This is a genomic window from Mycobacterium sp. (genome assembly GCF_004298145.1).
Taxonomy (GTDB): Bacteria; Actinomycetota; Actinomycetes; order Mycobacteriales; family Mycobacteriaceae; genus Mycobacterium.
Genome location: NZ_SCRH01000033.1, coordinates 114,816 through 127,358 on the forward strand (window position 1 = coordinate 114,816; position 12,543 = coordinate 127,358).

The 12,543-nt window shown below is 65.7% G+C and carries 13 protein-coding genes and 1 pseudogene; 6 read left to right on the plus strand and 8 right to left on the minus strand.

The genetic code is table 11. From position 1 onward, the window contains the following. Positions 1–183: 183 nt before the first annotated feature. From EPN51_RS13025 to EPN51_RS13035, 3 genes are all read left to right on the plus strand, one after another. Complete coding sequence (locus EPN51_RS13025; protein ID WP_293042966.1) at positions 184–1,515, plus strand: MFS transporter; 1,332 nt, start codon at positions 184–186, stop codon at positions 1,513–1,515. A 183-nt stretch (positions 1,516–1,698) separates the two neighbouring features. Continuing rightward, a complete protein-coding gene (locus EPN51_RS13030; RefSeq protein WP_293042969.1) occupies positions 1,699–3,054 on the plus strand; it encodes a wax ester/triacylglycerol synthase family O-acyltransferase in 1,356 nt (451 codons plus the stop codon). Between the two features lie 162 nt (positions 3,055–3,216). Continuing rightward, positions 3,217–4,434: a cytochrome P450 gene (locus EPN51_RS13035; RefSeq protein ID WP_293042972.1), complete on the plus strand. Its 1,218-nt coding sequence runs from the start codon at positions 3,217–3,219 to the stop codon at positions 4,432–4,434. A gap of 25 nt (positions 4,435–4,459) precedes the next feature. On the opposite strand, the gene EPN51_RS13040 is transcribed toward EPN51_RS13035, so the two are convergent. After that, a complete protein-coding gene (locus tag EPN51_RS13040; protein WP_293043253.1) occupies positions 4,460–4,879 on the minus strand; it encodes an ATP-binding protein in 420 nt (139 codons plus the stop codon). Positions 4,880–5,030: 151 nt separating this feature from the next. Beyond that, positions 5,031–6,005 carry a 2-hydroxyacid dehydrogenase gene (locus EPN51_RS13045; protein WP_293042975.1) on the minus strand — a complete coding sequence of 325 codons (975 nt, stop codon included), beginning with the start codon at positions 6,003–6,005 and terminating at the stop codon, positions 5,031–5,033. Between the two features lie 85 nt (positions 6,006–6,090). On the opposite strand from EPN51_RS13045, the gene EPN51_RS13050 reads away from it, so the two are divergent. Beyond that, positions 6,091–6,948 carry an LLM class F420-dependent oxidoreductase gene (locus tag EPN51_RS13050; protein ID WP_293042978.1) on the plus strand — a complete coding sequence of 286 codons (858 nt, stop codon included), beginning with the start codon at positions 6,091–6,093 and terminating at the stop codon, positions 6,946–6,948. A gap of 20 nt (positions 6,949–6,968) precedes the next feature. On the opposite strand, the pseudogene EPN51_RS13055 reads toward EPN51_RS13050, so the two are convergent. After that, a pseudogene (locus tag EPN51_RS13055) lies at positions 6,969–7,637 on the minus strand (SulP family inorganic anion transporter); the annotation flags it as partial. Positions 7,638–7,694: 57 nt separating this feature from the next. Between EPN51_RS13055 and EPN51_RS13060 the strand changes: the two are divergent. Then, on the plus strand, positions 7,695–8,384 hold the full coding sequence (locus tag EPN51_RS13060) for a class I SAM-dependent methyltransferase (RefSeq protein ID WP_293042981.1): 690 nt from the start codon (positions 7,695–7,697) through the stop codon (positions 8,382–8,384). Positions 8,385–8,649: 265 nt separating this feature from the next. Further along, positions 8,650–8,817, plus strand: a complete 168-nt coding sequence (locus EPN51_RS13065) for a hypothetical protein (RefSeq protein WP_293042984.1) — start codon at positions 8,650–8,652, stop codon at positions 8,815–8,817. A gap of 53 nt (positions 8,818–8,870) precedes the next feature. On the opposite strand, the gene EPN51_RS13070 is transcribed toward EPN51_RS13065, so the two are convergent. The 5 genes from EPN51_RS13070 to EPN51_RS13090 all read right to left on the minus strand — a co-directional run bounded on the left by EPN51_RS13070 (position 8,871) and on the right by EPN51_RS13090 (position 12,541). After that, entirely contained in the window at positions 8,871–9,242 is a 372-nt protein-coding gene (locus EPN51_RS13070) for a hypothetical protein (protein WP_293042987.1), read from the minus strand. A 13-nt stretch (positions 9,243–9,255) separates the two neighbouring features. Continuing rightward, on the minus strand, positions 9,256–9,480 hold the full coding sequence (locus EPN51_RS13075) for a hypothetical protein (RefSeq protein WP_293042990.1): 225 nt from the start codon (positions 9,478–9,480) through the stop codon (positions 9,256–9,258). A 274-nt stretch (positions 9,481–9,754) separates the two neighbouring features. After that, positions 9,755–11,014: a TetR/AcrR family transcriptional regulator gene (locus EPN51_RS13080; RefSeq protein ID WP_293042993.1), complete on the minus strand. Its 1,260-nt coding sequence runs from the start codon at positions 11,012–11,014 to the stop codon at positions 9,755–9,757. A gap of 129 nt (positions 11,015–11,143) precedes the next feature. Beyond that, positions 11,144–11,929: a mannan-binding family protein gene (locus EPN51_RS13085; RefSeq protein WP_293042996.1), complete on the minus strand. Its 786-nt coding sequence runs from the start codon at positions 11,927–11,929 to the stop codon at positions 11,144–11,146. A gap of 12 nt (positions 11,930–11,941) precedes the next feature. Next, entirely contained in the window at positions 11,942–12,541 is a 600-nt protein-coding gene (locus EPN51_RS13090; RefSeq protein ID WP_293042999.1) for an Mce protein, read from the minus strand. Positions 12,542–12,543 lie beyond the last annotated feature (2 nt).

Genomic DNA, 12,543 nt, shown 5'->3' on the forward strand with positions numbered 1-12,543 from the left:
GATGAAAGCCGCGCGAGAGCAAGCCGGGTCGCCGCGGTCGCCGTCGGCCGACCGGCGACAAACGCGGTTGCCCGACCCCGTTGGTTCGCCCCCGGAAAGTTTCGGGTAAGCCATCATTCGATGGTTATTCGACGCCGCCGGAGGAAATGGGCACGTAAAGAAATCAGAGTTGCCGACCCCGCGATGCGCCGAACCATCATGGGCACCGCGATCGGCAACTTCATGGAGTGGTACGACTTCGGGGTCTACGGGTATATCGCGACCACGATCGCCCAGGTGTTCTATCCCGGCAAGAGCGTCAGCGGAGTCCATCTGATCGCGACCTTCGGGACGCTCGCGGCGGCATTCGTCGTGCGTCCGCTCGGCGGGTTCATCTTCGGTCCGCTGGGTGACCGCATCGGACGACACCGCGTTCTGGTGGTCACCATCCTGATGATGACGGTGAGCACGACCATGACGGGCTTGCTGCCCACCTACAGCACCATCGGCATCTGGGCGCCGATCCTGCTCGTGATCGCACGAATATTTCAGGGCCTGTCGACCGGTGGCGAGTACGTCGGCGCCATGACCTATCTCGTCGAGCAGGCCCCCGACCACAAACGCGGCATGATGGTCGGGTTCTTGCCGATGGGCAATCTGGTGGGGTTCGTCCTGGCCGGCTTGCTGGTGACCGGCTTGCAGACGTGGCTGCCGGACGACGACATGCTGACGTACGGTTGGCGGATTCCGCTGCTGCTGGGCCTGCCTTTCGGCCTGGTCGCGCTGTTCCTGCGGCTACGGCTGGAGGAGTCATCGGCCTACCGGAACGCCCACGAGGATGCGCACGCGTCGGGTGGAAGCGGCCGGCAGCTGATTCGGCGCACCATCGTCGAGCAGTGGCGGCCGATGCTGATCTGCGCGGCGCTGGTGTTGACCTCTCAGGTCGCCGATTTCATGCTCACCGGATATCTGCCGACGTACCTGCGACTCTTCGTGCGGGTAGGGCACACCGCCGGACTGGTCATGATCGTGTCCACGTTGGCGATCCTGATGGTCACCGTGGTGCTCGTGGCCGCCCTGTCCGATCGCATCGGCGTCAAACCCATCATGTGGACGGGCTGCGGCCTGCTGATCGCCGCCTCCATCCCGGCTTTCCTGCTCATCCGCTTCGGCGGCATTTATCCGGTGATCTTCCTCGGCGTGCTGCTGATCGGCCTGATGGAACTGTGCTTCGACAGCACCGGGCCGGCCATGCTGCCGGCGCTGTTTCCCACCAACGTGCGCTACGGGGCGCTGGCCATCTCGTACAACATCTCGATTTCGCTCGTCGGCGGTATCACCCCGCTGATCGCCCAGGCACTGGTATCGGGCACCGGCAATGTGATGGTGCCGGCCTACATGCTGATCTTCGGTGGCGTGGTGGGCGCGATCACGTTGCTGTTCACCCCCGAGGTCGCCGGCAAGCCGTTGCCGGGCTCCGGGCCCGCGGTCGAAACCGAGCGGGAGGCTCGCGCGCTCGCCGACGACACCCGCTAGCGACAACGCGCGGGCGGTGGCGTTCTCGGAAAGTTCCGCGACGGCCGTTGACCGCCCGTTCCCGCCCCTTCCGGCGGGGGTACGTCGGCTCATTTGGGTGTGGCCGGCGTCCGCTTTGGCTATTAGAAGGTAGGCCGTCCATCCGGTGGGCGGCGCGACGGCAACAGCTTGGGGGCGGCACCTATGGAACCGATATCACCGACGGATGCGTTGTTCCTCATCGGCGAGTCACGCGAGCATCCGATGCACGTGGGCTCGCTGCAGCTCTTCGAGCCCCCGGAGGATGCCGGCCCCCATTTCGTGCGCGAGTGCTATCAGGCGATGCTCGAATGCACCGACGTGCAACCGGCCTTCAGCAAACGTCCGGCCTTCTTCGGCGGCGTCACCAATATCGCGTGGTCCTTCGACAAGAATGTCGAACTCGACTACCACCTTCGGCGTTCCGCCCTGCCGGAACCGGGACGGGTCCGGGACCTGCTGGAGTTGGTTTCCCGGCTGCACGGCAGCCTGCTCGACCGGCACCGCCCGATGTGGGAAGCGCACCTCGTCGAAGGCCTTCAGGACGGCCGGTACGCCGTGTACACGAAGTATCACCACTCCCTCATGGACGGCGTCTCGGCGCTTCGCCTGATGCAGCGGGCCTTCACCTCCGATCCGGACGACGACGAGCTGCGCGTCCCGTGGAGCCTGGCCGCGCGCAGGCGCGACGGGCGCAAGCGCCCGTCCCTGTTCGAGCGGGCCGGCCGCGCCGCGGGATCGGCGCTGGCGTTGGCACCGTCGACGCTGAAGCTCGCGCGGGCCGCGCTGCTCGAACAACAACTCACCCTTCCGTTCCAGGCGCCGCGGTCCATGTTCAACGTCCGGATCGGCGGCGCCCGGCGGGTGGCCGCGCAGTCCTGGTCATTGGAGCGCATCAACGCGGTCAAGGCGGCCGCCGGTGTCACGGTCAACGACGTGATACTCGCCATGTCCGCCGGGGCCCTTCGGGCCTATCTGTTGGACCTGAACGCGCTGCCGGACGCCCCGCTGACCGCGATGGTTCCGGTCAATCTGCGCAAGGACGACGACGACCGCGGCGGGAACATGGTCGGCACCTTCCTGTGCAACCTCGCGACCGACCTCGACGACCCGGCGAAACGGCTCGAGATCATCAGCGCATCCATCCGCGACACCAAAGAGGTGTTCTGGCAGCTGCCCCCGATCCAGCAACTGGCGCTGTCCGCCCTCAACATCGGGGGCCTGTTCTTCGGGCTCATCCCCGGCTACCTTTCCGCGGCCTCACCGCCGTTCAACATCGTCATCTCGAATGTGTCGACGGGCGGATCGGAGCAGCTGTACTGGCGCGGCGCCCGGTTGGACGGAAACTATCCGCTGTCCATCCCCCTCGACGGCCAAGCGGTCAACATCACCGTGACCAACAACGCCGACAACCTCGACTTCGGTCTGGTCGGCTGCCGACGCAGCGTCCCGCACCTACAGCGAATGCTGGGCCATCTGGAGGCGTCCCTCAAGGAGTTGGAGCTCGCCACCGGCGTCTGAGACGCAGTGCGCCACTTGATGGATCACGCGCGCGCTCCTAGCTTCGAGGCTTCAGGGTGCGCCCGCCGCGGCGGCGGCGCGACAATCCGTGATGTCTACCACGGAACCTACTGTAAGGTTCACGGTAAGACAGCACATGCCCGCTTCGGGGAAGGGTGAGCCGTGCCAAGCACGATCGACACACGCAACCAGCTGCGGCCCGACGTCGATCTGACCGACGGCGCCTTCTACGCGGGCGATTCGCGACCGGTGTATCGGTGGATGCGCGAGCACGAGCCGGTGTTTCGGGACCGCAACGGGCTGGCCGCCGCCGCCACGTATCAGGCGGTGATCGACGCCGAGCGGGCGCCCGAGTTGTTCTCCAACGCGGGCGGTATCCGGCCGGACCAGGACGCGCCGCCCATGATGATCGCGATGGATGACCCCGCTCATCTGTTGCGGCGCAAACTCGTCAATGCGGGCTTCACCCGTAAACGCGTCAAGGACAGGGAACAGTCGATCGGTGCGCTGTGCGATGCGCTGATCGACAACGTCTGTGAGCGGGGTGAGTGCGACTTCGTCCGGGACCTCGCCGCGCCTCTGCCCATGGCCGTCATCGGCGACATGCTCGGGGTGCTCCCCGAGGAGCGGCAGATGTTCCTGCGCTGGTCCGACGACATGGTCACCTTGCTCAGCAGCACGACCGCGCAGGAGGACTTTCAGGTGTCGATTGACGCCTTCGCCGCCTACACCGAGTACATGATGAGCATGATTGCGGCGCGCAAGGCCGAGCCGACCGATGACCTGGTCAGCGTGCTGGTGCGGGCGGAGGTTGATGGCGAGAAGCTGGCCGACCACGAGATCGTGACCGAGGTGTTGTTGTTGCTCATCGGCGGTGACGAGACCACTCGGCACACACTGTCGGGCGGCACCGCCCAGATCCTGCGCCACCGTCAACAGCACCGGCAACTGGTCAACGATGGGGCGCTGCTCCCCAATGCGATCGAAGAGATGCTGAGGTGGACCGCGCCGGTCAAGAACATGGCCCGCACCGTGACCGCCGACATCGAGTTCCACGGCACGCAGCTCGAGCAGGGCGAGAAGATCATCTTGCTGTTCGAATCGGCGAACTTCGACGAAACGGTGTTCGGCGATCCCGAGCGCTTCCGAATCGACCGTTATCCCAACAACCACCTGGCATTCGGCTTCGGAACCCACTTCTGCCTTGGCAATCAGCTGGCACGCCTGGAGCTGTCGATGATGGTCGAACGGTTGCTGAAGCGTCTCCCCGACATGGAGCTGGTGTCCGAGGACCCGTTGCCACTGCGGCCCGCCAACTTCGTCAGCGGTCTGGAGAACATGCCGGTCAAGTTCACGCCCTCGGCACCCTCAGGTGGCTGACCTCGCGTGGCGACCTGCGTGAAAGTTAGTGTCGGCCAGCGTAATCTGCGTCGGTCACGTAATCCAGGTAGACGCTGGTGCCGTTGGGTCGGGCATGGATGGTGCAGTGATCGGCGAGGCGCTGCATCAGCGGGAGGCCACGCGAGGCGCGGGGGTCGTTGGCCTGCCTCGACGACGGCTTGCGCCAACTTCCGCGGTCACTGACGCACACCCGGATTGACTCGGCACCGGGATCGTAGCTGGCCTGCAATTTCATCCCACCGGCCTGGCGACAGGAGCGGTAGGCGTGCTCGACGCAGTTGGCCAGGGCTTCGTTGACCCCGAGGACGACATCCTCACGAATTTCTTCCGGCGCGCGCACCTCCTGCCGCAGCCACTGTCGCAGGATACGGCGCCACTTTGCCGCCGTATCGGGGCGGGCCGTGCCGGCAAGCGTCAAGCGCACCGGCGCGGCGGCCTCCGGCAGTAGTGGGCTCATGAAAGCCGCATACCCAGTTGCGGCTGCAGGCATAACCTCCTGCGGGCATCCCTTCGGCCACGGACGTGTTTCCGGCGAGGATCCCCGGGTCAGAGGGTCGAAAGTGGCGCTGTGAGCGCTAATGGCGTGGTGCCAGTACGGGCGTCACGAGCTCACCGGTGTTGAGGTAGCTGTCGAGGTTGCGGATCGCCAGCAGCGCCATCGCCCTGCGGGTCCGGGTTGTGGCGCTTCCGATATGCGGGAGAAGCACCACGTTGTCGAGGTCACACAATTCGGCCGGCACATGCGGCTCTTCCGCGAAAACGTCCAGACCCGCGCCCGCCAGCCCTCCCCCGGCCAGCAATTCCACCAGTGCGTCCTGGTCGACGACGCTGCCGCGGGCGATGTTGATCAGGTATCCCTCGGGGCCTAATGCCCGCAGCACCGCGCGGTCGACGAGCTTGTGGGTGTGGTGGTCGCCCGTGGTGGCGACGACCAGCACATCGACCGACTCGGCAAGCTCCAGAGGCGACGGGGCATAGCGGTACGGCGATCCGTCGATGCGGCGCCGGTTGTGATAGGCGATGGCGCAGTCGAATCCGAGCAGCCTGGTGGCGATCGCCGAACCGATGCGGCCCATGCCCAGGATGCCGACCTGAAGGCCGCTGACATCCTTGACATCCCCGGCGTACGGAAACCGGCCCTCGCGCGCCCACCGGCCCGCCCGCACAAAACGATCGGCGGCGCCGAATCTGCGCAACGTCATCAACATCAGGCCCAGCGCCGTGTCGGCGACCGTGTCCGACAACACATCGGGGGTGTTACTCACACCGATCCCGCGGCGCTTCGCCGCCTCCAGATCGATCAGATCCACCCCGGCCCCGTTGTTGACGATGACCTCCAGGTTGGGCAACGCCGCGATAGTGTCGGCGTCGACGGCGGGCGGCCCCCATGTCACCAGCACGCGCACTTCGCCGGCGTGCTCGGCCAGGAACCGGGCTCGCCCCGGGCCGTCGGGAAGCTTCGGAATGTCGTAGCGCGCGGCCAGCTCGTCTTCGAGCATCGGCTCCAACTCACCGATCCGCAGCACGCCGCTGACCTTCTTCGCCGTCACGCCCCCATCATGCTGGAAGCCCGCACCCCAACCGCTCGACGGGCCGCGCGGGAAGTAACCGCGTCGCGACGAGGTTGGACCCGGAATGCGCATTGGAGTCGTCTTCCCACAAACCGAGCTTGGATCGGATCCCGCTGTCCTACGCGCCTACGCTCAGCGCGTCGAAGAACTCGGGTTCACCCACATCCTCGCCTACGACCACGTCGTCGGCGCCGACACGACGGTGCACCACGGCTTTCAGGGCCCCTACGACATCGACTCGACGTTTCACGAGCCGTTCGTCATGTTCGGCTACCTGGCCGCGGTCACCACCCTCGAACTCGTCACCGGCGTCATCATTTTGCCGCAGCGGCAGTCGGTGCTAGTGGCCAAGCAAGCCGCCGAGGTCGACGTGCTCACCGGTGGACACTTCCGGCTCGGTGTCGGGTTGGGCTGGAACACCGTTGAATACGAAGCGCTCGGGGAGACGTTCACGAATCGCGGCAAACGCTCCGAGGAGCAGGTCGAGCTCATGCGCAAGCTGTGGACGCAGCGATCGGTCACCTTCGAGGGCAGATACCACACCGTCACCGGGGCGGGGCTGGCACCGCTGCCCACCCAGCGGCCCATCCCGGTGTGGTTCGGTGCCGCCTCCGATCGCGCCTACGAACGTGCCGGTCGCCTCGGCGACGGCTGGTTTCCGATGACCGAACCTGGCCCCGGCCTGGATTACGCGCTCGCGCAGGTGAACCGCGCGGCCGAAGCGGCGGGTCGAGACCCGGTGAGTATCGGAATGGAAGGCCGGGTCAGCTGGACCGGCGACCCCGATAGGCTCGCCGCCGACATCGCCGCATGGAAAACCGCTGGCGCCAGCCATCTGTCGGTGAACACCATGAAGGCCGGCTTCGCGCATGTCGACGACCACCTTGCCGCATTAGAGCGGGTGGCCGCCGACCTGAGGTAGCGCCCCAACGGCTCGGCGTCCTACACTTCTTCCGCGGTGAGCTGAGCGACCAGGCTCAGGTGCGCATTGCGGCGGTGAGGTTTCGACGGCTTGCCCTCGTGCCCAATGGATTCCACCTCGACGGTGTCGCGGAGACGGACCTCGCCGCCCGTGGCGCAGTGCCGTCGTTGCCAGTCGCTGATGGCCTGGTGCGCCGCGTGATCGAGGTAATTCGTGAGCAGGTGGATGGTCACCGACGTGCGTTCGGGGACGGCCGCCAACACACCGGTCAGCCGCGGCAAAGCCAGGAACGTGCACGCCCCCTCGACGACGACGTGCCATCCATCACCCACGGGCCTTGCCTCGATCCTGGCTCGCATCACCCACCATCCGGTCACGACGACGGCCAAGGCGAGTCCGATCATGACACCGTGCAGCAGATTGAGGAAGACGACGCTGACGACGGTCACCAGGTAGACGGCGAGATCGCCATTGCGCAACGCGGTTTCGATGTGCGCCGGCTTCAACAGCTCAATCCCCACGACGATGAGTAGGCCGGCCAGCGCAGCGGTCGGGATCATTTCGACCAGCCCGGCGAAGGGTACGGCGAAAAGCAGGATCCAGACACCGTGCATGATCGTCGAAGCACGGGTTCTCGCACCGGCATTCACGTTAGCCGCGCTGCGCACGATGACGCCGGCGATGGGCAGTCACCTTATATATCAGGTTCATTGACATATATCAGGGTGATTGATATAAACGGTGATATGACTCAGCCAACTCAGGAGATGTTCGAGGCCGCCTACCGGGGCGAGGCCCCCGAGATGGGCGAGGGCAACCGGCCGCCGTGGAGCATCGGTGAGCCGCAGCCGGAGATCGCGGCCCTCATCGAGGCCGGCAGGTTTCATGGTGACGTGCTCGATGCCGGTTGCGGCGAGGCGGCGGTGTCGCTGAACCTGGCCGAACGCGGTTTCACCACGGTGGGCCTGGACCAGTCGCCCACCGCCATCGAATTGGCGCGTGAGAAGGCCGCCAAGCGCGGTCTGACCAGCGCCTCCTTCGACGTCGCGGACATCAGCGCCTTCACCGGATACGACGGCCGCTTCGGGACCATCGTCGACAGCACCCTTTTCCACTCGATGCCCGTTGAGCTGCGCGACGGTTATCAGCAATCGATCGTGCGGGCCGCCGCGTCCGGGGCCTCGTACTTTGTGCTCGTCTTTGATCGCGCGGCGATGCCGGTCGATGGCCCCGTCAACGCGGTCACCGAAGTCGAGCTGCGCGATGTGGTCTCGAAGTACTGGGTGATCGACGAGATTCGGCCGGCGCGTATCCACGCTAACGTGCCCGACAGTTTTCTGGCGGGCCTTGAGGTCTTCGCCGGCGCCGACATTCGCGACGAGGGCAACGGCCGCAAGTCCCTCGGAGCCTGGTTACTGTCCGCGCATCTCGATTAGCGACACGATAGAGAGCGGCCTACCGGCCGTCCCACCATCGCCACCGTTCGCACCCCGACACCGATCGACCTGGGCAACTGGGTGCGCCCGGTGCTGCTCGACGGACTGGCCGTGCTGCTCCTCGAGCCACCGCGCCGACAAGACAGCGGCGGCAGAACCTGGCGAACGGCGCCGCGCGCCGTGGTCAAACAGTACTGAGTGTTTCGACGCATGCGATTCGGGAGACCCTGACTGGAGCCATTACAGACGCTCAGAGGAGATCCCCGTGGATCAGCACGTCAACACCGACCCGCCCACTGCGCCCGAGGACGCCCGAAAAACGACCGAGAAACAGCGCAAACTGCAGCAACAGCTCGAACACCAGAACGAAGACTTGGCTGCGCCGGGTTTGCACCAGTCACGGCACAACACCCCCGACGAGAGCACACGCTAGCCTTCACCACGACTGTTGCGTCCCAGGGGTTTTCGGCCTGTCGATACGGCCCATCAGCTTCCGCTGTGCTCGGCCCCATCTCGCCGGTCGTGGGCGAGCGCCGCGGCCGCCACCCATGTCAGCGTCAGCCCTCCGAGGGCCGCCGCGGGAATGGCCCACGCGCGTCGGGTCATCAGCGCGTCATTGCAGTGGCCGACGTAGTCGGTGCCCGGCGTGCCAGGCGCGTCGACGTTCGCGTTTTGGCCGGTCGGCTTTCTCTCGGCGCTCGACGCTTGGGTCAGATCGGTGGTAAAGCCACTGCCGCATTTGACTTGCCAGCCGAACTGGTCGTAGGCCTGGATGAAGACCGGGAACCGCAGCGCCAAGAGCCCGCCTGCCAACAACACCAGCGCCGCGAAGACGACGAGCGGCCCGCGGTTGACCATGCGCCTGAACCCCCTAGGTCATGCAAACATTGGCGAAAAGCAGCACCGGCCATGACACGATCGAGCCGAGGAACGACACCACCAAATCGACGCCGTGCATGTCGTGCAAATGCGCTGTGTGGGTGCTCGACCAGATCACCCCGACGATCAGGTACGGCGTCCCCAGCAGGACGCCCAGGCCCAGTAATTCGGCGATGGTCAACTGATACTCGAGGAGTTTGCGGATCCTGCTGAGCATGGCCATCCCTTCGCGCGGGCGCTGCCGGAGTCGCGGCCGGCCCACACCAAGCGGTGAGGACCACCACCATTCCGGCGCGCGGACTATACGCTAGATATGTTAATCGTCATTCGGAATATTTGGTAGTGCATCGTGCTGATCGGGAGCGATTCGCGTCAGCCGATCCACGTGGAGATACGCTGCCGGAAAGGCGCGTTCACCTCTGTAGATGCGTCGGTCGCGTCGGACGCCGGACCGGCAAGTGCAGCGCTGTTCTTTGAATTTGAGAGGTTAATCAGCGACGTTGCCGGCTACCGCCAGGCGCATCGTGGGATGCCGCGGGTCGTCCCAGCACCGTCACTTCCATCAGACGCCGAACCGTGATGCTGGCCGGCTGACCGGTGTCGGGGTACACGAGTCGCCCGATGTCCACCGCGAGCGCGAACGCGGCGTGCACGGCGTATCGCGCGCGACCAAGGGTGAGTTCCGGTCTTGCCGCTACGGCCAGCCGGGCCCAGGATTCGACGGTCGAGCGCTGAATGTTGTACAGCAGCACCGCATCTGTGTCGGGCAGGTTGTGCCGCTCGGTGTAGTACACGCAGGCCAGTTCGGGGTTGGCGAACGACCGGGTCACGTAGGCGTCGATGAGTTGCGCGAGCGCCTGCTCCGGATCGTCGCTGGTGGCCAGAATGCTGGACAGGTCACCGGAGAGTTGGTCGGCGGCTCGCCGGTAATAAACCGCCAAGATCGCGGCCTTCCCCGGAAAGTATTGGTAGATGCTGGCAACCGGTATGCCCACCGCCGCGGCGATGTCCTCCATCCCCGTCTCGCGGTAACCACGTTCGTTGAACAGGCGCATCGACTCGTGGAGCAGCAGTTCGTAGCTGCCGGCGGCGCTGGTCAGCGCCGATGTCCGTAACGGTTCGGAGCCACGCCCGCGCTGCGCCGGCAACTCGGCCATCAACACCGCGGCCGCGACATCGGTGAGCGCCGCCCGGATCTCCGCATTACCGAGGCGGGATCGATGATCGGTGATGCTGCCGATGACGCTGAGTGCGGCCGCCGACAGCGTCCAGCGTTGCCGCGATGTGAGTTTCGGCCGCAGTTTGACCAACGGCCGCTGCACGCGCCGGTTGATCAGTTTGATCTGCTCGGCCAGAGCCCGCTGGTCGTCCCCGCGCAGATACCGGCCCTCCCACCGGTATAGCCCGCCGGCGGTGCGGTTGACGATCGTGGTGTCGATCAGCGCACGGGTGAGCGCGCTCAAGGCTTTTTCGGGATCGGTATCGGCGGGCAGGTCGTCGGCAAACGCCGTGGCGTCGACCAGTTGCCGGCCCAACGCCAGCACGACATCGCGGAACAAGTCGTATTTGCCCTGCGAATGCCGGTACAGCGCGGCCGCGGAGATTCCGACCCGCGCCGCGATGTTTTCCATGCTGACCGCGTGGTAGCCCAGCTCGCTGAACGCATCGGTGGCGGCGCGGGCGATCTGGATCTTGCGGTCCTTCGGGCGCCGCTTGACGTGATCCGCAGACGAGCGGCTAGCCGATGGCATACAGATCACCGTAGCCGCAGCGGCGGCTGACCGGACGATGGGTAGACGGCCGAGTTCGCGGTGACGGCGGGCTGGGGACGCGGGGCCGCGCGCAGCGATGTACCCGAGGTCATTGGCCGTCTAACCCCGTTACGCCCCGCCGAATTCCGGCCGCAGCACCGAGCCGAGCGCGCTGAGCGGGATGTGTGGCTGGGCGGTGCCTCCGTCCATGAACCATTGCTCGGACTGCCCGTACTGGATGGGGGAGTCGTGTCCGACCGGATAATCCGGCAGATAAAGAATGAGCTCGTCGGGCGTGAGCGCCCACGCCTTATAGCCTCCGGAGAACACCTTGTCCGGTGTCCACCGGTCGGCGGTAAACGGATACGTCCCCGGGGAGTGCTGCCACGCGGCGCGGTCGAGTGCCTCTTGAATGAACGGTTCGGCCAACGGTGGAATGGCGGCCAGCGGGTCGACACCGGGTTTGGTGATGTCGGTCAGCTGTAGCCGCCGACCGCCCGCGATATCGAAGGTAAACGTGCGATAGGCGTTGTTGAATGACGGTCCGTCGGCGTGGTAGTCCTCGTGGAAGGCCACGCTGCGCGCGCGCCCGTGGGGGAAGACTTGGAAGTTCTCCTCGCCCCAGCTGTCTTGGACCATAGAGGCGCCCTTGGTGCGCCAGTTGTTCATCAGGTTGTGCAGGTATTCGCGGATCGCAGGACCGCTGGTGGGGTTTTCGACCAGATCTCCGGGCACGGCCATCTTGATGTCGCGCAGGGCTTTTCGTTCGGAGAGCACCGAGGTGTGACAGTAATGTCCGTCCCAATCGCCGCCGAGATCGCCGCAAAACGACTGCGCCGACGCCGACGCCGCCGGTGCGGTCACCACCGCCGTCGCCAGCACCGCGACAGTGGCCGAAAGCCGGATGATCCACATGACCGAAACGTCCTAGGGTAGCTCGACTTTGCTTGCCAGCCAACGGCCGCCGACATCGTCCATCGTGATCCTCATGCGGCTGCGGTCGACGCGGCCATCGGGACGCACCGCGTTGCTGACCGTCTGGTCGACCATCAACAACACGACCACCTTTGCTTTGCTCTGCGATTGGATCGCGGAGTCCACCACGGTGCCGTGCGCGGTGGCCTTGTTATCGACAAGCAATTGCCGAAGCTGCACGCTGGCCTTGGTATACGTATCCTTGAATTCCCCTGTGGCCCCCTCGAGTACGGCGGAGAAATTCTGGTCGGCCTGGTTGGAATCGATGCTGGTCAGCACCTGGGCGTAGTTGACCGCGGTCCGTTGGGCCGCCTGTCCGGCCCGGCTGATCGTGTGCTCATCCCACAGCTTCCAACCCAGCACGCCCGCGAGGCCGAATGCACCCACATACACCGCGACCACAACCGCGATGCGGGAGTTCCGCGTCCACTGCCGCACCGGGGCTTTCGGCTTCTGCGCGCCGGGGTCCGCCGCGGCTTCGTGGTCATCGTCATCAGGTGGCTTCTCGACGTCCTGGGCGGCGCCGCATTCTTGGTCGGCGGTTACGGTCATGG

Excerpts from the sequence above, each read along its gene's own strand:
- EPN51_RS13025 (WP_293042966.1), top strand. The coding sequence starts at position 184 with ATGCGCCGAACCATCATGGGCACCGCGATCGGCAACTTCATGGAGTGG.
- EPN51_RS13030 (WP_293042969.1), top strand. The coding sequence starts at position 1,699 with ATGGAACCGATATCACCGACGGATGCGTTGTTCCTCATCGGCGAGTCA.
- EPN51_RS13050 (WP_293042978.1), top strand. The coding sequence starts at position 6,091 with ATGCGCATTGGAGTCGTCTTCCCACAAACCGAGCTTGGATCGGATCCC.
- EPN51_RS13060 (WP_293042981.1), top strand. The coding sequence starts at position 7,695 with ATGACTCAGCCAACTCAGGAGATGTTCGAGGCCGCCTACCGGGGCGAG.
- EPN51_RS13070 (WP_293042987.1), bottom strand. The coding sequence starts at position 9,242 with ATGGTCAACCGCGGGCCGCTCGTCGTCTTCGCGGCGCTGGTGTTGTTG.
- EPN51_RS13075 (WP_293042990.1), bottom strand. The coding sequence starts at position 9,480 with ATGCTCAGCAGGATCCGCAAACTCCTCGAGTATCAGTTGACCATCGCC.
- EPN51_RS13080 (WP_293042993.1), bottom strand. The coding sequence starts at position 11,014 with ATGCCATCGGCTAGCCGCTCGTCTGCGGATCACGTCAAGCGGCGCCCG.
- EPN51_RS13085 (WP_293042996.1), bottom strand. The coding sequence starts at position 11,929 with ATGTGGATCATCCGGCTTTCGGCCACTGTCGCGGTGCTGGCGACGGCG.
- EPN51_RS13090 (WP_293042999.1), bottom strand. The coding sequence starts at position 12,541 with ATGACCGTAACCGCCGACCAAGAATGCGGCGCCGCCCAGGACGTCGAG.